18 protein-coding genes are annotated in these 17,472 nt (G+C 63.7%); 9 read left to right on the top strand and 9 right to left on the bottom strand.

All coding sequences use genetic code 11. The annotated features are described in order from the left end of the window. Positions 1-72: 72 nt before the first annotated feature. Complete coding sequence (gene dapD / locus JTF07_RS08345) at positions 73-1,017, bottom strand: 2,3,4,5-tetrahydropyridine-2,6-dicarboxylate N-succinyltransferase (protein WP_204233808.1); 945 nt, start codon at positions 1,015-1,017, stop codon at positions 73-75. Positions 1,018-1,060: 43 nt separating this feature from the next. Here dapD and dapE point away from each other — a divergent pair, with 43 nt between their 5' ends. The 6 genes from dapE to JTF07_RS08315 all read left to right on the top strand — a co-directional run bounded on the left by dapE (position 1,061) and on the right by JTF07_RS08315 (position 5,807). Then, positions 1,061-2,227, top strand: coding sequence for a succinyl-diaminopimelate desuccinylase (dapE, locus tag JTF07_RS08340; RefSeq protein WP_204233807.1), 1,167 nt, complete (start codon positions 1,061-1,063; stop codon positions 2,225-2,227). Positions 2,228-2,233: 6 nt separating this feature from the next. Beyond that, positions 2,234-3,076 (top strand): LOG family protein, encoded by an 843-nt coding sequence (locus JTF07_RS08335; RefSeq protein ID WP_252199626.1) that lies wholly within the window; start codon positions 2,234-2,236, stop codon positions 3,074-3,076. Continuing rightward, positions 3,073-3,972, top strand: coding sequence for a dihydropteroate synthase (gene folP, locus JTF07_RS08330; protein WP_204233806.1), 900 nt, complete (start codon positions 3,073-3,075; stop codon positions 3,970-3,972). The genes JTF07_RS08335 and folP overlap by 4 nt, the downstream gene beginning before the upstream one ends. Positions 3,973-4,003: 31 nt before the next feature. Continuing rightward, complete coding sequence (locus JTF07_RS08325; protein WP_204233805.1) at positions 4,004-4,273, top strand: DivIVA domain-containing protein; 270 nt, start codon at positions 4,004-4,006, stop codon at positions 4,271-4,273. Continuing rightward, positions 4,270-5,505, top strand: a complete 1,236-nt coding sequence (locus tag JTF07_RS08320; protein ID WP_204233804.1) for a hypothetical protein — start codon at positions 4,270-4,272, stop codon at positions 5,503-5,505. Before JTF07_RS08325 ends, JTF07_RS08320 begins: the two co-directional genes overlap by 4 nt. Before the next feature lie 131 nt (positions 5,506-5,636). Beyond that, positions 5,637-5,807, top strand: a complete 171-nt coding sequence (locus tag JTF07_RS08315; protein ID WP_009881711.1) for a DUF3117 domain-containing protein — start codon at positions 5,637-5,639, stop codon at positions 5,805-5,807. Positions 5,808-5,892: 85 nt separating this feature from the next. Here the strand turns inward: JTF07_RS08315 and JTF07_RS08310 are convergent, their stop codons facing one another. After that, the gene (locus JTF07_RS08310) at positions 5,893-6,531 is read right to left on the bottom strand and encodes an O-methyltransferase (protein WP_198395466.1); all 639 of its coding nucleotides are present in this window, start codon (positions 6,529-6,531) and stop codon (positions 5,893-5,895) included. A 36-nt stretch (positions 6,532-6,567) separates the two neighbouring features. Further along, on the bottom strand, positions 6,568-6,900 hold the full coding sequence (locus tag JTF07_RS08305) for an MGMT family protein (protein WP_204233803.1): 333 nt from the start codon (positions 6,898-6,900) through the stop codon (positions 6,568-6,570). A gap of 85 nt (positions 6,901-6,985) precedes the next feature. Between JTF07_RS08305 and JTF07_RS08300 the strand changes: the two genes are divergently transcribed. Beyond that, the gene (locus JTF07_RS08300; protein ID WP_204233802.1) at positions 6,986-7,450 is read left to right on the top strand and encodes a twin-arginine translocase TatA/TatE family subunit; all 465 of its coding nucleotides are present in this window, start codon (positions 6,986-6,988) and stop codon (positions 7,448-7,450) included. A gap of 79 nt (positions 7,451-7,529) precedes the next feature. Here JTF07_RS08300 and JTF07_RS08295 read toward each other — a convergent pair whose 3' ends face one another. The 3 genes from JTF07_RS08295 to JTF07_RS08285 are packed head-to-tail and all read right to left on the bottom strand — an operon-like array spanning position 7,530 to position 10,508. Next, positions 7,530-8,654 (bottom strand): Mrp/NBP35 family ATP-binding protein, encoded by a 1,125-nt coding sequence (locus JTF07_RS08295; protein ID WP_204233801.1) that lies wholly within the window; start codon positions 8,652-8,654, stop codon positions 7,530-7,532. Positions 8,655-8,697: 43 nt separating this feature from the next. Further along, complete coding sequence (locus tag JTF07_RS08290; RefSeq protein ID WP_204233800.1) at positions 8,698-9,231, bottom strand: DUF1003 domain-containing protein; 534 nt, start codon at positions 9,229-9,231, stop codon at positions 8,698-8,700. Positions 9,232-9,233: 2 nt separating this feature from the next. Beyond that, positions 9,234-10,508 (bottom strand): magnesium transporter MgtE N-terminal domain-containing protein, encoded by a 1,275-nt coding sequence (locus JTF07_RS08285; protein WP_204233799.1) that lies wholly within the window; start codon positions 10,506-10,508, stop codon positions 9,234-9,236. Between the two features lie 189 nt (positions 10,509-10,697). Between JTF07_RS08285 and JTF07_RS08280 the strand changes: the two genes are divergently transcribed. Continuing rightward, on the top strand, positions 10,698-12,626 hold the full coding sequence (locus tag JTF07_RS08280) for a calcineurin-like phosphoesterase family protein (RefSeq protein ID WP_204233798.1): 1,929 nt from the start codon (positions 10,698-10,700) through the stop codon (positions 12,624-12,626). Positions 12,627-12,773: 147 nt separating this feature from the next. Here JTF07_RS08280 and JTF07_RS08275 read toward each other — a convergent pair whose 3' ends face one another. Together JTF07_RS08275 and JTF07_RS08270 are read right to left on the bottom strand one after the other, a co-directional pair. Continuing rightward, positions 12,774-13,850 carry a P1 family peptidase gene (locus tag JTF07_RS08275; protein ID WP_204233797.1) on the bottom strand — a complete coding sequence of 359 codons (1,077 nt, stop codon included), beginning with the start codon at positions 13,848-13,850 and terminating at the stop codon, positions 12,774-12,776. Further along, positions 13,847-15,361, bottom strand: a complete 1,515-nt coding sequence (locus tag JTF07_RS08270) for an aminopeptidase P family protein (protein WP_204233796.1) — start codon at positions 15,359-15,361, stop codon at positions 13,847-13,849. Before JTF07_RS08270 ends, JTF07_RS08275 begins: the two co-directional genes overlap by 4 nt. A gap of 79 nt (positions 15,362-15,440) precedes the next feature. Here JTF07_RS08270 and JTF07_RS08265 point away from each other — a divergent pair, with 79 nt between their 5' ends. Continuing rightward, positions 15,441-16,298, top strand: coding sequence for a PHP domain-containing protein (locus tag JTF07_RS08265; protein ID WP_204233795.1), 858 nt, complete (start codon positions 15,441-15,443; stop codon positions 16,296-16,298). A gap of 37 nt (positions 16,299-16,335) precedes the next feature. Here the strand turns inward: JTF07_RS08265 and JTF07_RS08260 are convergent, their stop codons facing one another. Continuing rightward, entirely contained in the window at positions 16,336-17,442 is a 1,107-nt protein-coding gene (locus JTF07_RS08260; protein WP_286672938.1) for an acyltransferase, read from the bottom strand. Positions 17,443-17,472: the final 30 nt, after the last annotated feature.

The raw sequence follows: 17,472 nt of genomic DNA, 5'->3' as shown, positions 1-17,472 counted from the left end.
TGGCCAGTTGATGCTCAACCGACTGCGGTGCAGCCGAGCGAGCCTCAGCATAGAGGCCAGCAGCCTGAAAGCTCAGTGAAGATCGGGGTTGAGCTCAATGCCCTTAGACGAGCGTGAAATCGCCTCGACGGCACCGGTGACGGAGTTGCGGCGGAACAGGATGTTGTTCTGACCGCTGAGCTCGGAGGCCTTCACGACCGTCTCATCGTCACCTGGAACGGTGACGCGTGTGCCGGCAGTGATGTAGAGCCCGGCTTCGACGATGCAGTCGTCTCCGATGGAGATGCCCACACCGGAATTCGCACCCAGCAGACTGCCGTTGCCGATCGAGATGCGGTGTGTGCCGCCGCCCGACAGCGTGCCCATGATGGAGGCACCGCCGCCGATGTCGGAGCCGTCGCCGACGACGACGCCCTGGGAGATGCGTCCCTCGACCATCGCAGAGCCCAGCGTGCCGGCATTGAAGTTCACGAAGCCCTCGTGCATGACGGTCGTGCCCGAGGCCAGATGTGCGCCGAGGCGGACGCGATCGGCATCGGCGATGCGGACACCGGAAGGGATGACGAAGTCGGTCATACGCGGAAACTTGTCCAGACCGAAGACGGCGACGGGACCGTTGGCCAGCAGCTTAGCGCGGGTGGTTTCGAAGTCCTCCGGAGAGCAGGCGCCGGCCGAGGTCCACACGATGTTCGCGAGGTGACCGAAGATCCCGTCGAGATTGACGTCATTGGGAGCGACCACACGATGAGACAGCGCATGCAGGCGCAGGTAGGCGTCGGCGGCTGAGGCGGGACCGGCGTCGAGATCGATCGTCGTGGTCACGACCTCGGTCCGGGTGCCTCGGGCTTCATCGGTGCCCACGAGAGCATCGAGCCCGTCGGTGTTCGCACGGGAGACGGCGGTCTCCTCGGCGGCGTCCGGAGTTTCTCCCGTGCTCAGGGTGGGGTACCAGGCGGTGAGGACTGAGTCGTTGTGCAGGGTGGCCAAGCCACGCGCGGAAACTATGCGTTCTGTCATGCCACCAAGACTAGTCGGTAGCGGCAGTACTAGGCTAAGCGATATGAATGTCGATCCATCTGCTGAGACCGAATCCGTTTTCACCCCCACCGGTGAGCTGGCCGATTACCTGTTCGAAGCACTCAACAACCCCGCCGAGCTCACGGGTCGCCTGTGTGCCATCGAATCGGTCTCCGGCAATGAGACGACGATCACCGATGCCGTCGCCGAGGTGCTCAACCGCATCGGTGCAGGGCCCGGACCTGACCTGGAGATCCTCCGCGACGGAGACACGATCGTCGCCCGCACCCAGCTGGGGCATTCCGAACGCATCGTCGTCGCCGGTCACCTGGACACGGTGCCGGTAGAGGACAACCTTCCGCCTCGGCGCACCCACCTGGACGGTGCCGACTACACCGACGACGAGGTCATCTGGGGCAGAGGTGCCTGCGATATGAAGGCAGGTGTCGCGATGGCGCTGGTCACTGCCGCGGCTCTGCGCGAACCGAACCGTGATGTCAGCTGGGTCTTCTACGACCATGAAGAGGTCGACGCCTCCCTCAACGGACTCGGACGAGTCTCACGCAACCGCCCCGACTGGCTAGGCGGTGATTTCGCGATCCTCGGGGAACCCTCGAACGCTTCCGTCGAAGGCGGCTGCAACGGCACCATCAGAGTCAACGTGTCCACGACAGGGGTCCGTGCCCATTCCGCACGTGCCTTCATGGGGGTCAACGCAATCCATGCCGCCGCAGAAGTACTGGGACGCCTGGCCGAGCACGAGACCGGGACCGTGAACGTCGACGGACTCGACTACCGTGAGTCCCTGTCCGCCGTCTCGATCTCCGGGGGAGTCGCGGGCAACGTCGTGCCCGATGCCTGCACAGTCGCCGTGAACTACCGTTTCGCCCCAAGCAAGTCCGCGGCCGAGGCAGAGGGCTTCCTGCGCGAGTTCTTCACCGGCTTCGACGTCGTCGTCACGGATGCGGCAGAAGGCGCCCGGCCCGGTCTCGATCGCGAGATCGCTCAGGACTTCATCGACACACTTCGGCTCTCACCCGCACCGAAGCTGGGATGGACAGACGTCTCGAGATTCAGCGCATTGGGAGTGCCTGCAGTGAACTTCGGGCCAGGCAACCCCCTGTACGCCCACAAGTCCGATGAACATGTCGCCGTCACAGAGGTCGAAGTGGCCGCCCGGACGCTGCGCGACTACCTGGAAGGGCGCTGAGACCCGATGGGCGTGCACGATCCGGTTGCCGGCGGGCCAACCGCCGACGAACCAGCCACCACCGTTCCGGCCGTGGTCGAATCCCCGACCGATGACCCTGCACCCATCGACGCGGCGTTCTACAGCAAAGGGTCCCTGCGTCTGCGCGGCTCTCAGGTTCCGACGACCACAGCGGACCAGAGCCTGCTCGAATCCCGCGACACCTCCGACTGGGTCCACGAGGACCCCTGGCGTGTGCTGCGGATCCAATCCGAATTCGTCGAGGGCTTCGGCTCCCTGGCAGAGATCGGACCAGCCGTGTCGATCTTCGGTTCGGCCCGACTGAGCGCGGACACGCAGGCCTATCAGGATGCCCGTGACATCGCCCGGCGAATCGCCGCCCGTGGCAACGCGATCATCACCGGCGGCGGACCAGGCATCATGGAAGCTGGGAACCTGGGTGCCCGGGAGGCCGGGGGAGTCTCGATCGGCCTCGGCATCGAGCTGCCCTTCGAATCCGGGCTCAACGACCACGTCGAACTCGGCGTGAATTTCCGCTACTTCTTCGTCCGTAAGACGATGTTCCTCAAATACTCGCGTGGCTTCGTCGTCATGCCCGGCGGCTTCGGCACCCTCGACGAACTCTTCGAAGCCTTCACCATGGTCCAGACCGGAAAGGTCACCTCTTTTCCGATCGTGCTCTTCGGCACCGCCTATTGGCAGGGACTCATCGACTGGATGACCGCGACTCTTTTGTCCGAAGGCACCATCAGCGATCGGGACATGAACCTGTTTACCCTCACCGATGACATCGATGAGGTCGTTGACATCATCGGCACTGCCATCGCCGAAGACGGAGGCGGACAGTGAGGGGCGCAGCGCAGCCCAGCCCCCACCTCGGCGGCTTCCACCTGTCACAGGCACGGCCGGGCAGCCCTGCCATCATGGCCGTGATCAACAGGACCACGGACTCGTTCTACGAATCCGCGTCCACCGCCGAAGAAGCCATCGACGCGGTCGCCGCAGCTGCGAAGGAAGGCGCGCACATCGTCGACATCGGAGGAGTGCGGGCCGGCCGGGGCCGCGAGATCTCCGTCGCCGAGGAGATCGATCGAGTCTGCCCCGTCATCGAGGCCGTCGCACACAGTCACCCCACCATGCTCATCAGCGTCGACACCTGGCGTCACGAGGTTGCCGAGGCGGCCTGTGCGGCCGGTGCCGGGCTGCTCAACGACACCTGGGCCGGTGTCGATCCCGAGCTGGCATCGGTGGCAGCGAAGAGCGACGTGGGCATCGTCTGCTCGCATACGGGCGGTCTGTCTCCGCGCACCGATGCCCACCGCAACCGATACGGCCTGACCGCCGGCGACGTCGTCGACCGGACTCTGGCCGGAGTGATCGGGCTGGCCGAGGCGGCCCTGGACGCCGGTGTCTCGGCTGAGAAGATCATCATCGATCCGACACCTGACTTCGGGAAGAACACCTATCAGTCACTGCGGCTGCTGCGTGACCTTCAGAGGTTCACCGAGACCCGATTCCCAGTGCTGCTGGCAATCTCCCGCAAGGACTTCGTCGGTGAGGCCATCGGCGACGTGGAACCCTCCCAGCGACTTCACGGAACGATCGCGGCCACCGCACTGGCCGTGGCCAAGGGGGTCGCGATGATCCGCACCCACGACGTCCGCGCCACTGCAGACGCCCTCGCTGTGACCCTGGCGATCACCGGAGATGCGGTGCCCAAACACACCGTGCGCGGCCTGCGCTGAGCAGGCGAGCCCACTGTGAGAAAATGACCGTATGCCATTGTGGATTGTGATCGGAGTGGCCGCAGCGATCTTCGTGCTCGTGATCGTGTTGGCGGCAACATTCAACGTCTTCTCCGCCGAATCTGCTGAGGAGACCGAAGCAGCGTGGGTGCCTCTGCCTCACGACTTCACACCTGAGGAACTCGACGGACTCTCATTCCGACCCGCCCTGCGGGGCTACCGCATGGAGGACGTTGACGAAGCGATGAGAGTGCTGCGCACCCGCATCCACGAGTTGGAAGCCGCACGCGGGCCGCAATGAGCAGAGCCCACGACCTCCCCGGAATCACCCTCGCCCCTGAAGTCTTCAGCTCCTCCCGCCTGTCACGATTCGGCAACCTGTTCCTCGCCCTGCCCGTGTGGGTCCAGGCTATCGCCGTCTATTTCGTCTCACGAATCGTGAGCATCTCGATCTTCGCCGCTGTCCTCAAACGCCAGGACCCGGCGAACTGGTCCTCAAGCCCTGTCACCACCACCCTCAACGACTTCCTCAACTTCTGGGACGGCGGGTGGTACGGCCGAGTCGCGAAGGAGGGCTACCCGAGCATCCTGCCCACTGATGAGTCGGGAGCGGTGACAGAGAACCAATGGGCGTTCTACCCGTTGCATCCGGCCGTGGTCGGCAACCTCTCAAGCGTGACCGGCCTGAGCTACGAAGTGATCTCACCGATCGTCTCGACGGTCGCAGCCGGACTCGCCGCCATCGTCATCCTTGCCTTGTTTCGCAGATATACGGACCCGGGACAGGCCCTGACGGGTCTGGCCCTTGTCATGTTCTTTCCCCCGGCCGCCATCTTCTCCACCGGGTACGCGGAGTCCGTGACGCTCCTCCTGCAGGTCACCGCGCTCTTCCTCGTCGTCGAACGTCGCTACCTGAGCGCGATACCCGTCGTGTTCCTCATGGATCTGTCTCGTCCCATCGGTGTCGCCTTCTCCTTCTTCATGCTGCTGCACCTGATCGACCGTTTTGCCCACCGCAAGCAGGATGCGTATCCCGTCGCCGAGGTGGTCCGATCCTGGTCCTTAGGTGTGCTCTCATGCGTCGCGGCCCTGGTCCATCCCGCCCACGCGTGGTTGACGACGGGATCGTTGACGGCGTACACGGATACCGAGGCGGCATGGCACACGGGGGAGTCGACCTACCTTGTGCAGTGGTTGGCTCAGGCCAACAGTCTCATCGGCCCGCTGGGCCCGGTGCTCCTCTTCGTCGTCATCGCGGGAATGTTGGCCCTGATCTTCTCCCCGGCAGGTGCCAGGATGGGCCGAACACTGCAGTACTTCTGCCTGGCCTATGGTGTCTACCTGCTCATCTTCTTCACTCCGCAGACCTCGACCCTGCGACTGCTGCTGCCGCTGTTCCCGATGGCGCTGACCCTGTCACTCGTCCGCTCTCGGGGGTACCGGGCGGCGGTGCTGTGCGCGTTCGTCCTGCTTCAGATCGTGTGGGTCGCCTACCTGTGGCACTTCACTCCACCGGCGGATCTGCCACCCTGACCGACAGGCTCAGATGTCATAATTCGATCGGGTTACCCGTCCTTGACCGGATCATGGAATAATCGTGCCTACAACATTCGGTCCATCGAGCGTGAACCGTCTTTGCAGAATCAACGGAAGGAAGAGCCCACATGGCAGCCCAGAAACCCCGCACCGGCGACGGACCTCTGGAAGTGACCAAAGAAGGTCGAGGCATGGTGATGCGGCTCCCAGTCGAGGGCGGAGGCCGTCTGGTGATCGAACTCAGCAGAGACGAAGCCACAGATCTGCACGACACCCTGGCCGAGACCTTGGGCCAGTGAGCAGCACAGCACATTTTCCCAGCTGAGCAAACAGCTCAGCGAACCGAACAGCAGAGACTTCGCAGAGTCTCTGCTGTTTCCGCATTCACCGCCGGGTCTTCTGCACCATCAGCAGCCCCTGGCCGATGGGCAGCAGGACGCGTTCGAGGCGTTCCTGTTCGGCCAGCCGGTTGAGCAGCCCCCGCGCCGCCTGAGTCCGCGGCGAACGGTCGACTGGGTCGGCCACACCGCCCTTGAGCAGCGTCTGGTGGATGACGAGAAGCCCGTGCGCGTCGAGCAGACGCAATGCGGGCTCGATCATGCGTTCGAGGTTGGTCGGTTCCGAGTCGATGAAGACCATGTCATAGGCGCTCGGTGCCAGGCGCTGGAGGACGTCTTCGGCACGCCCGCTCATCAGGCGCAGACGGCTGTGTCGGATGCCTGCCATGTCGATGAGGTCCCGGGCGGCACTCTGAGCTGTGGAGTTCGTGTCAATAGATGTCAGGATCCCTGCGTTGGGCATTCCCCGCAGCAGCGCCAACGTCGAGGTGCCCGCGCCGGTCCCGACTTCGACCGCGGCGACAGGTGTGAGCAGACGGGCCAGAAGAGTCAGCGTCGACGCCGTCGTCTGCGACACCGGGGCCAGGCCGTTCTCGTGTGAGAGCGCCCGCGCGGCGTCCAAGAGCGGATCGGGCCCGTTGTACTGTTCGGAGAAGGTGAGATCACCTGCGTTCTCGCGTGACAATCGACCCTCCCTTTCGGCTGACATTTGGTTCCAAGTCTAACCGCTCCCGGGATCGATACCGTGGGTCCGCCACAGCTCCTCGAGATCGTCGACGCCGACGAAGGCCGATCGGCTGACCTTCTCATGCGTGTGCGGCGTGCCCTCCTCATCCCAGTGTTCACGAGCCGCGGGAAGCAGAGCCTCCGGCAGCACTCCAGCGGCGTTGACGACCCTCCACCAGGTGACATTCGAGCCGAATTCCTTCATCACCCGCCCAACGTAGCGCGGAGAGCAGGAGGCGACCAGTCCGATGGTCCCGTAATTGACGACGCTGCCCTCCGGCACGAGTTCGACGATGCGCAGAACTCGTTCCACGACCACTTCGTCCATTCGCGCAGCTCCCTCCTGTTCCGTGTGACCGATCCTGTGCTGACCGTGAGTCGAGCCTACTGCGGTGCACGGTAGACTTGTTCTCATGTTGGGTATCAACGGCACCGAGATGTTGATCCTGGTGGTAGTCGCTCTTGTCGTCATCGGGCCCAAACGCCTGCCCGAATACGCGCAGAAGCTGCGCGACCTGGTGCGCCAGATGCGTCGCATGGCTGAGGGTGCGAAAGACAGTGTGCGTCGCGACTTCGGGGATGACTTCAACGACGTCGATTGGCAGAAGCTGGATCCACGCCAGTACGATCCACGCCGGATCGTGCGCGAGGCTCTCGTCGAAGAGGATTCAGCCATCCGCGAGTCGAAGCTTCGGGAGCAGTCGATGGCGGACAGCGACAAATCCGTTCAGGCGATCGGTTCCGAAGGTTCGACAGACGTCGCGGATTCCGCTGCCGAGTCCCGCCCGAAGGCCCTGTCGCCGATCGAACGCTTCCAGGCTCAGACTGTCCTGCGTGACCGCTCAGTCAACGCGCCATTCGATACCGAAGCGACCTGAGTCAGGACAACCTCAGTCAGGACAACTTCAATCAGGACAACCTCAATCAGGACAACCTGGATCAGGACGAGCCGACGGATCAGACGGGGCTGAGGCCCAGAGATCTTCCGGACAGGCCGCGTGAGCGATGAGCCAGCGACGAAGCCAGAGACGCGAATTCCCGCGCGGCAGGGGAGTCCGGCTGCCCAAGGACAACTGGGGTCCCGGAGTCCGAACCTTCGCGGACCTGAGTATCCAGCGGCACCTGAGCCAGCAGCTCGACCTGTGAACCGATCGTTTCGGACAGATTCGCGGCCACTTGGGTGCCGCCTCCGGAGCCGAAGACATCCAGTCGAGTGCCATCGGGCATCTCCATCCACGACATGTTCTCAATCACACCGGCGAGCCGCTGGTCGGTCTGAGTCGCGATAGATCCTGCGCGTTCGGCGACCTGTGCGGCAGCCTGCTGAGGGGTGGTGACGACGAGGAGCTCGGATCCTGGAAGCAGCTGCGCAACAGAGATCGCTATGTCGCCGGTGCCCGGAGGCAAGTCGAGAAGGAGCACGTCGAGGTCGCCCCAGAAGACATCGGTGAGGAACTGCTGGAGGGCGCGGTGGAGCATCGGTCCGCGCCAAACGACGGCCTGGTTGGCCGGCACGAACATGCCGATGCTCATGACCTTCACATCGTGTGCGACCTGAGGAATGATCATGTCATCGACCCGGGTCGGCTTGCCGGAGAGTCCGAGCATCGCCGGGATCGAGAAGCCGTAGATGTCGGCATCGACGACGCCCACCCGCAGTCCGCTCTGGGCCAGAGAGACGGCGAGGTTCGCAGTGATCGATGACTTGCCTACGCCGCCCTTGCCTGATGCGATGGCATAGACCTTCGTCAGGGAGTCGGGCTTGTTGAATGGGACCTCGCGGCTCGTGCCGGCGCCCTGGAGCTTCTCGCGCATCGCGGTGCGCTGCTCAGGAGTCATGGTGCCGAGGACGACCGACACCTCGGTGACGCCTTCGACCTTGGACACCGCCGCCGTAGTGTCCTTGGTGATCGTGTCTTTGAGAGGACAGCCGGAGATCGTGAGAAGAACGGTGACGGTGACCTTGCCGCCGTCGATGCTGATGGACTCGACCATGTCGAGTTCCACGATGCTGCGGCGGATCTCCGGGTCGATGACGCCCGTCAGAGCTTCCCGAACGTTGTCCTCGGATGGCCCACTCATGTGCTCACGTCCTTTCTCTTCCCGCTCAGTGAACTCGGGGCCTTCAGCCTACCTGTTCGTCGTTGGGGCGGTCACTTCGGATCGGATTGTCCTCAGGTGCTTTCGCGTCCTCTTCGAGTTCCTTGAGCAGGTCCTTGAGTTCGGAACGGATGAAGTCGCGCGTGGCCACCTCACGCATGGCGATGCGCAGAGCCGCGACCTCACGTGCCAGGTATTCGGTGTCGGCGAGGTTGCGTTCAGCGCGCTGCCTGTCATGTTCGAACTCGACACGGTCACGGTCTGTGCTGCGGTTCTCTGCCAACAGGATCAGCGGCGCGGCATAGGAGGCCTGCAGCGACAAGATCAACGTCAGGAGCGTGAAGTTCAAGGACCGCGGATCGAACTGCCAGGACTCGGGCAGGAGAGTGTTCCATATCAACCAGACGGCGCAGAACACGGTCATACCGACGAGGAACGCGGGAGTGCCCATGAACCGGGCGAAGCCCTCGGCACCACGGCCGAAGGTCTCCGGTGACATCGCGATGTTGGGGAGTCTGCGTTTGCTTGAACGGGGAACGTCGAAATCGTCAGCAGCCACGGCTATCCCCTCCTGAGATCATCACGACCGGTAACCCGCCAGTCGTCGGGCAGCAGCTCGTCGAGGACATCATCGACGGTGACAACACCGATGAGGTGATCGTTCTCGTCGGTGATCGGAACCGACACCAGATTATACGCCGCCAGCAGCTTGGTGACCTCGCCCAGAGGCGAGTCCGGAGGCAGTGCCTCGACCTCCGTGTCGAGCATGATGCCGACCGCCTCGTGCGGAGGATGTCGCAGCATCTCCTGAATGTGGACGATGCCAAGATACTTGCCCGTCGGAGTCTCGATGGGCTGTCGGCAGACGAAGACCGCTGCTGCCAGTGCAGCGGGAAGATCTTCCCGTCGGACATGGGCCAGCGCCTCGGCGACGGTGGTCTCCGGGGTCAGGATGACAGGTTCCGTGGTCATCAGCCCACCGGCGGTGTCGTCGTCGTAGGACAGCAGGGTGCGCACGTCCTCGGCATCGTCAGGCTCCATCAGAGCGAGGAACCGTTCGGCCTGCTCATCGCTGAGTTCGCCGAGGAGGTCAGCCGCGTCATCGGGCTCCATCTCCTCGAGGATGGTCACCGCACGTTCGGTGTCGAGGGCGGAGAGGAGCTCGACCTGTGTCTCATCGGGCAGCTCCTCGATGACATCGGCCAAGCGGACGTCGTCGAGGGCGCGGGCGACCTGGAGCCGACGTTCGGGCTTCATCTCGAACAGGACGTCGGCGAGGTCGGCGGGCTTCGTATCCTGGTAGGCCGCAATGAGCTGTGTGGCCTCCTGGTCGACGTCGGAGTCGGCCGGATGCTCGGTGTCTGACCAGGAGATCTGCATCGTCTCACCGCGCCGTCGGAAGGCCGAGAACGCGCTGCGTTCCTGGACTCGTCGCACAAAGAGACGAGTCACCTCCCAGTCCTTGTTGACCTGCTGTTCGATGCCGACGTCTTCGATTTGGATGGGGGAGTCGTCCTCGCGCAAGCGCAGACGACGGTCGAGGAGGTCGTTGATCACCAGCGTCTCCGAACGGCGCTGTTCGAAACGACGCATGTTCACCAGTCCGGTGGTGATGACCTGACCGGAGTCGATTGAGGTCACCCTGCCCATCGGCACGAAGACGCGTCTGCGACCGGGAACTTCGACGACGAGGCCGATGACCCGAGGGAACTGCCGCATGGTGGCGCGGTAGACGATGACGGCGTCTCTCACGCGCCCGACCTGGTCTCCGAGAGGGTCGAAGACGGGGACGGCGATGAGGCGCGCGACGAAGACTCTTTTCGGTGGACCACTCATGATCTCAAGCCTACGGGGTCATGGACCTGGTGTGAGCGAGGCGGCGCAGATCGAGATCGTCGAGCTCCGCCATTCCGACATCACTTGTTGTTCATTAACGGGCCGTGCCGCGGTCACACAGGAGTCTCACAGCCTCCCTAGGGTCTTTTCTCGGCAGAACTTCCCACTACCGAATACAAGGAGACCTCCATGTCTGAAAGACGAATTCGTCCGCGTGTGGTGACAGGAGTCAGCGCCTGCGCCGCTCTCGCCCTGATGGCGCCGCTGGTGGGCGCAAGCTCTGCAGCGGCCGCCGATTCCCCCGCCGAACTCTACGAAGGCCACGTGCAGGTGGACCGCGGCAAGGCCGATGACCCTGAGACTCTGCGGGGTCAGGTCTTCGATGACGTCAACGAGAATTCGAAGCTCGACGGAGACGAAACGGGCATCGCCGACGTCGCCGTGACCAACGGCATCGATGTCGTGCAGACCGACGGCAAGGGTTCCTACGAACTGCCCGTTCGTGACAACATGACGGTCTCCATCACCCAGCCGGCCGGCTGGCAGGTCCCGGTCGACTCCGACAACTTCGCGCAGTTCAGCTACAACCACCTGCCGAAGGGGTCGCCACAGCTCAAATTCGGTGGAATCAAACCGACAGGGGACACCCCGAAGGCCGTGAACTTCCCGATGATCGAGTCATCGGCAACCGCCTCGGCGAAACAGAACTGCGCAATCGCCTCCGACACCCAGGCCTATGACAAGACCGAAATGGGCTACGCCCGTGACGGTGCCGTCGGCGACCTTGCCGATCGTGACGACTACAAGGGCTGCGGAGTCCTCCTGCTCGGAGACAATGTGGGCGATGACCTCAGCCTCAACGACGAGCTCCGCGACATCTACTCTGAGATGAATGGTCCGGTTCGTGCTGCTCCCGGCAACCATGACCAGGACTACGATTCCCCGGACGACGCCCACGCACTCGATACCTTCCGTGACCAGTTCGGACCCGGCCACTTCTCCTACGACGTCGGCAAGACGCACTTCGTCGTCCTCGACAGCATCGAATACTCGGGCAACCAGTCGACGAAGAAGTACAAGGAGAAGATCGGAGCAGAGCAGCTCGAATGGCTCGAAAACGATCTCAAGAATGTGCCGAGCAACGCCCACGTCGTCATCGCGACCCACGTGCCGATCGTCACTCACAAACAGGTTGTCGCCGAGGACGCCAAAGAATTCTATGACGTCATCTCCGACTACCCGAATGCGGTGACCGTCGGCGGGCACACGCATACTCAGGAGAACCTCGTGGCCGGTGAACAGCGCAAGGAATGGGCCGACGAGGGCATCGACACCCTCCCCAACACCCAGATCGTCGCCGGTGCCGTCTCCGGTGACTGGTACTCGGGCGGACTCAACGCAGACGGGCTGCCCTACTCCTTCACCGGTGATGCATCCGAACCGGGCGTCCAAACCCTCGAATTCGACGGCTCCGACCGCAGCGAACGCTACACCGTCCGCAACGAGTCCGATGACCACCAGCTGCTGCTGGGCGTGAACTCACCAGAATGGCGCGATTGGGCACAGAAGGCGCAGGACTGGCAGGACGCCGACAAGTCAGGTGAAGAGCCAGAGGCGATCTCCGAGCGCGTCGTGACCCGCGAGGACCTCAAGCAGGGCGAGTCCTGGTTGACATCGAGCTTCCTCGCCGGCACATCAGATGCTCGGGTCGAGGTCAGCTTCGACGGCAAGTCGAATACCGTCGCCGAGCACACTCAGCCTGGTAAGGGCGAGTCGCTGGCGAAAGGCTGGGAGTACACCGATCCGTACACGGCCTCGCAGAACCTGCGGACATCGGGCAGCGTAGGACAGTCAAGCTCGCACCTGTGGCGAGCCGAGCTGCCGACTGATCTCGACCTCGGCACCCACAAGGCCGAAGTGACCGGCACGGACCGCTACGGTCGTGAGTACACGGAGACCATCCGCTTCACCGTTGTCGAGGACGAAGCCGCTGCGGCGCAGACCTCGAAGAAGCAGCTGGCGAAGGACGGCTTCAGCACTCAGCAGGAGAAGAAGGTCGACGAAGACGACCGTCAGGGACTCGACTCGGACGAGGCACGCCAGGCGGACTCGAACTGATCGGTTCCCCTGAGCGAGACTGCTGAATCAGGGCGAGACTTCTGTAGCGGATCTGCACCTGTTGGGGCGGGCGCCGGCATCATTGATGTCGGCGCCCGCCCCAGTTTCTGCCTGCTTGCGGCTGTCCGAGCCGCAGCTGTGCTCTGCTCAGGGCAGTGCGGCGAAGGCCCCTGCAAATTCGGGGGCGACATCGCTGAGGGTCGGCGGCTGGCCCCATGAGTCATCCACCGACGCAGCGGCGACATGAGCATCGATGACCGCCAGGCTCAGGGCATCCGCGGCAGCTGCCGTGATCGTCACCTGGTCAAGTGTCGAGGCCGCGAAGTCATCAGGAAGTCCCACTTCACCGGTGGCGATGCCGAAGACCGTATCGCCGTCGAAGAGCGTGTGCGAGGGCCGGATCGCGCGGGCGATTCCGGCTTGGGCACCAGCGGCCATACGCGTGACCTGGGCAGGATCCAACGCCGCGTTCGTGGCCACGATGGCGATGGTCGTATTCTTCGCCGAGGCGGTCTCCACCGTGGATGTGGGAGTCGCGGGCAGATGCCCGATGATCGGCAGATCGAGCCCATAGGAATGCAGGAGAGGGTGCGCCCACAGCGTGCCACCGGGCGTTCCGATCGAACCGAACGGGTTGGCCACCACAAGCGCGGCAACGAGGTATCCGTGGGGCAGACGGATCGAGAAGGACCCCAAAGAGCTGCGCAAGCTCTGCATTCCCGAACGAGCACCGAGACCCGCGCCGAGGCTGCCCCTGACTGCGGTGGATCCTGCCCCATCGTGGGTGGATCGCAGGGCCGCACGGGCCGCTGCAGCCCCGTCGGAGTCGGTGGGCGGACGCACGGGCCCATCACCCCGTCCGAGGTCGTAGATCGCGGCAGCAGGGACGAGCGGAACGACAGTATCCTTCAGGCCGGGGGCAGGGAATCCACGACCCGCCTCGGCGAGGGTGCGAACGACACCGCTCACCGATTGCAATCCCAGGGCCGAGCCGCCGGTGATCACGATCGCATCGGCACCGTAGGAATGAGTGCCGGGAGCGATGACGTCGGTCTCATGGGTGGCCGGGCCGCCGCCGCGGACGTCGACACCCACCCGGGCTCCCGGTGGAGGCAGGACGGAAGTCACTCCGGTCAGCCCATCCGGGGCGAACCGACCGGCGTGACCTACAGCGATTCCCGGGATCTCCAGAATTCCCCGGCCCCGGATCGGGCCTATGGTCATCGTCCCTGAACCCAGGCCTCGACCTCTGCACGGGTGCGGGGGAAACCTGCAGAGAGGTTTTCGACGCCGTCGGCAGTGACGAGGACGTCGTCCTCGATGCGCACACCGTTGCCTCGGAATTCCTCGGGCAGGAGCAGGTCATCGGTTTTGAAGTACAGGCCCGGTTCGATCGTGAAGACCATGCCGGGTTCCACAGCTGCATCGAGATACATCTCGGCGCGAGCCTGAGCGCAATCGTGGACGTCGAGTCCGAGGTGGTGGCTGGTCCCGTGGACCATCCAACGGCGGTGATGCTGGCCCTCCGGCGACAGCGACTGTGCCGCGGAGACCGGCAAGATGCCGAATTCCTCGAGTCGGGCGGCGATGACTTCCATCGCCGCTTCGTGGATCTCGCGGAACTTCACCTCGCGGTTGACGTGGTCAGCGGCGACGGCGAAGGCAGCGTCCGAGGCGTCGAGGACGGCGTCGTAGATCTTGGCCTGGACCTCGGTGAAGGTTCCTGAGACAGGGAGCGTGCGGGTGATGTCTGCTGTGTAGAGGGAATCGGCCTCTGCCCCGGCATCGACGAGGACAAGGTCCCCGTCCCGGACCGCACCGTCATTGCGGATCCAATGCAGGGTGCAGGCATGGTTGCCGGCGGCCGCGATCGTGTCATAGCCGATGCCGTTGCCATCGGATCGGGCAGCTGTTTCGAAGGCCGTCTCGATGACGCGTTCGCCGCGACGATGAGCGAGAGCGGTGGGCAGAGCGGCGATGACGTTGTCGAAGCCCGAGCGGGTGATGGCGACAGCTTCACGCATGGCCTCGACCTCGTGCTCGTCCTTGAGGAGTCGCAGCTCGGACAGCAGCTGGGCCAATTCGGCATCGCCGGCCTCCGAGGTCTCGAGATCGGCCTGCACCTGTGTGCGCGCGACGTCGATGACCGAGTCGATGCGGACATCGGCCTGGCGGACGAGTCTCACGGAGATCGCACCGAGGTCTTTCGTGATCGCATCATCGACCGTCGCTGAGCTCTCGGTGGCGATGCCCGTCATCGTCGACATCGCCTCGAGATCGGCGCGGGGTCCGACCCAGTACTCGCCGTACCGGGAATCGGAGAAGAACTCGACAGTGTCCGAACCTGCGCGGGGACGGAAGTACAGGGTCACGCTGTGGGTGTCGTCCTCGGGTTCGAAGACGAGGACGGCATCCGGCTCGGAATCGGCTTCGAGACCGGTCAGATGGATGAACGCCGAATGGGCGCGGAACCGGTAGTCGGTGTCGTTCGACCGGACCTTGTGGCCACCGGCTGGGATGACCAGTCGCTCACCGGGAAAGGCTGCGGAGACCTTCGCCCGTCGGGCAGGAGTGAATCCGGCGGCGGCGAGAGCCTGGGCGTCAAGCGGTGTTCGGTCCCACCCCTCGGCGACGAAATCGCGGAATGCCTGCGAATTGGGGCGGTGGGAACGGTTGTTGACGCGATCGTCAAGGGCCTGGGTCTTCTCGGTGCTGTCTGCATTCTGGGCTGTCATACTTCCATTCTAGGCACTGCCTGGAGACCATGCCGGGACGAGGACCAGTATCCCGCGCGACTGCGGATAGACTGGGTGCATGGTCAATGATCTCCATGTGCACACTGCATTCTCGGACGGGACTCAAACCCCGTCCGAACTCATATCCGAAGCGGCGATGGAAGGCATCGACGTACTCGGCGTCACGGACCATGACACCACCGCCGGGTGGGCGCCTGCGGAGGCGGCCGCCAGGGTCTACGGTCTGGGTCTTGTTCGGGGTATGGAGATCTCATGTCGGCATGAGGGAATCAGCGTGCACCTGCTGTCCTACCTCCACGACCCCTATGACACCGACCTGGCAGCGGTCGTCGAGGAGACTCGACGCGCACGCATGGACCGTACACACCTGATCATCGACCGCCTCGCGGAGGACTATCCCATCGACATGGATGCGGTCTTCTCCGTCTCCGGCGAAGATGCGACCATCGGTCGACCTCACATCGCTGACGCTCTGGTGGCTGCAGGACTCGTCGAGTCACGTACTGAAGCCTTCGCCTCGATCCTGTCCAGCCACGGCAAATACCATGTCAGTCTGCCGACGATCGACCCCATCACGGCCATCTCACTGATTCGCGACGCTGGGGGAGTCTCCGTCTTCGCCCACCCGCGTGCCGCGATGCGCGGTCTGGTCGTACCCGATACGGCGATGACCGAATTCATCGCAGCCGGCCTCGACGGACTTGAAGTCGATCATCGTGACAACCCGCCGAACGAGCGTGAGGTCATGCGCAGGCTCGCCCACGACCACGACCTCATCATCACCGGATCGAGTGACTACCACGGCACCGGAAAGCCCAACCGCCTGGGCGAGCATACGACCACGGACCACATGCTCGCGAAGCTCCTCGATCGTGCGAACTCCCGTCCTGGGGGAGTCGACTTCATTCAGGGTTGAGCCGCAGCCGTTGGGTGCCGACCGCTGCTCTCCGATCTCAACCGAGGATCCTGCGCAGGCGCAGCTTTCCCCATGTCAGGCTGAGCGCGTAGGACAGGACCGCGGTCAGTCCGAGGTAGCCCGCATACTGCACGACCAGCAGCAGAGGCGAGGCGTCGACGACGAAGAGGCGTTCGAAGAACAGTTCGAGGAAGAACACATGAACGAGGAATGCGCCGAATGAGGCCGACGCCAGTTTGGTGAAGAACCGTTTCGTGCGTTCGCCCAATTCGATGCGGGAGATGATGAGGATGACGCTGACGGCCAGGCCCACGATGAGCGGATTCGCATTGGCGATCGGATACTCGAAATCCGATTCCCACCAGAAGACTCCGGCCGCACAGGCTCCGAATGCGAGTATGAGCGTCCACATCGGCGGACGCAGATCCTTCGCATAGTGGATGAAGAAGGCACCCATGCAGAAGTACACCACCTGGTAGGTTGCAAAGCCCCATTTCCACGCGTCCTGACTGGAACCGAGCTGCTCGAGCACGAACGGCGCCCACACAGACGAACAGGCCAGCACGACGGCAAGGCCGGCGAGCTTCCACGGCCGCTGTCCGCGCCAGAACAGAACGAGGGTCCCGAACACGAGGATGAGCGGGATATAGGCGTAGAGGTACCAGAGATGGAAGGCAGGCCGGCCGGCCTCGAGGAAGGTTCGGACCAGATCGTGGCGAACATCGACACCGTCGCTGTCGAAGAGATTGAAGCCGAGGATGAAGATGATCGACCATGCGAACAGCGGCACGAAGTGACGGATGATGCGGTCCCACACCTTCGCCCCTGACTTCGGAGGTGCACCTACGAGGGTCGCCCAGCCGGCGATCATGAAGAACATCGGGACCGCCCACGGATTGACCGCCTCGGCGAGGTGGCCCAACAGCCAGGCGTGATTGCTGTCTGCGTCCTGACCGCGTCCGATGAGGACTCCGCCGGAGTGGCCGACCATCACGGTCAGTCCAGCCAGGACGCGCATGACGTCGACGTCATGTCGGTGGCCCCGGGAGGCGAGAGGGAATTCCTGAGTCTGTATCTGGGGACGGATTCCATCCCGTGGTGCTGCTGCGACGGACTCCGCGTCCGGTCGGTGTGAACCGAACAAAACTCACTCTCGTTCATGCTGGACGACATG

It is taken from the genome of Brevibacterium sp. RIT 803, assembly GCF_016892625.1.
Classification (GTDB): domain Bacteria; phylum Actinomycetota; class Actinomycetes; order Actinomycetales; family Brevibacteriaceae; genus Brevibacterium.
This window is presented reverse-complemented; position numbering and strand designations above follow the sequence as displayed.

What these genes read in the sequence shown, in the direction of transcription:
- JTF07_RS08280 (WP_204233798.1), top strand. Translation starts at nt 10,698, where the DNA reads ATGTCTGAAAGACGAATTCGTCCGCGTGTGGTGACAGGAGTCAGCGCC.
- JTF07_RS08275 (WP_204233797.1), bottom strand. Translation starts at nt 13,850, where the DNA reads ATGACCATAGGCCCGATCCGGGGCCGGGGAATTCTGGAGATCCCGGGA.
- JTF07_RS08295 (WP_204233801.1), bottom strand. Translation starts at nt 8,654, where the DNA reads ATGAGTGGGCCATCCGAGGACAACGTTCGGGAAGCTCTGACGGGCGTC.
- JTF07_RS08325 (WP_204233805.1), top strand. Translation starts at nt 4,004, where the DNA reads ATGCCATTGTGGATTGTGATCGGAGTGGCCGCAGCGATCTTCGTGCTC.
- dapE (WP_204233807.1), top strand. Translation starts at nt 1,061, where the DNA reads ATGAATGTCGATCCATCTGCTGAGACCGAATCCGTTTTCACCCCCACC.
- JTF07_RS08335 (WP_252199626.1), top strand. Translation starts at nt 2,234, where the DNA reads ATGGGCGTGCACGATCCGGTTGCCGGCGGGCCAACCGCCGACGAACCA.
- JTF07_RS08315 (WP_009881711.1), top strand. Translation starts at nt 5,637, where the DNA reads ATGGCAGCCCAGAAACCCCGCACCGGCGACGGACCTCTGGAAGTGACC.
- JTF07_RS08305 (WP_204233803.1), bottom strand. Translation starts at nt 6,900, where the DNA reads ATGGACGAAGTGGTCGTGGAACGAGTTCTGCGCATCGTCGAACTCGTG.
- dapD (WP_204233808.1), bottom strand. Translation starts at nt 1,017, where the DNA reads ATGACAGAACGCATAGTTTCCGCGCGTGGCTTGGCCACCCTGCACAAC.
- JTF07_RS08285 (WP_204233799.1), bottom strand. Translation starts at nt 10,508, where the DNA reads ATGAGTGGTCCACCGAAAAGAGTCTTCGTCGCGCGCCTCATCGCCGTC.
- JTF07_RS08320 (WP_204233804.1), top strand. Translation starts at nt 4,270, where the DNA reads ATGAGCAGAGCCCACGACCTCCCCGGAATCACCCTCGCCCCTGAAGTC.
- JTF07_RS08265 (WP_204233795.1), top strand. Translation starts at nt 15,441, where the DNA reads ATGGTCAATGATCTCCATGTGCACACTGCATTCTCGGACGGGACTCAA.
- JTF07_RS08270 (WP_204233796.1), bottom strand. Translation starts at nt 15,361, where the DNA reads ATGACAGCCCAGAATGCAGACAGCACCGAGAAGACCCAGGCCCTTGAC.
- JTF07_RS08300 (WP_204233802.1), top strand. Translation starts at nt 6,986, where the DNA reads ATGTTGGGTATCAACGGCACCGAGATGTTGATCCTGGTGGTAGTCGCT.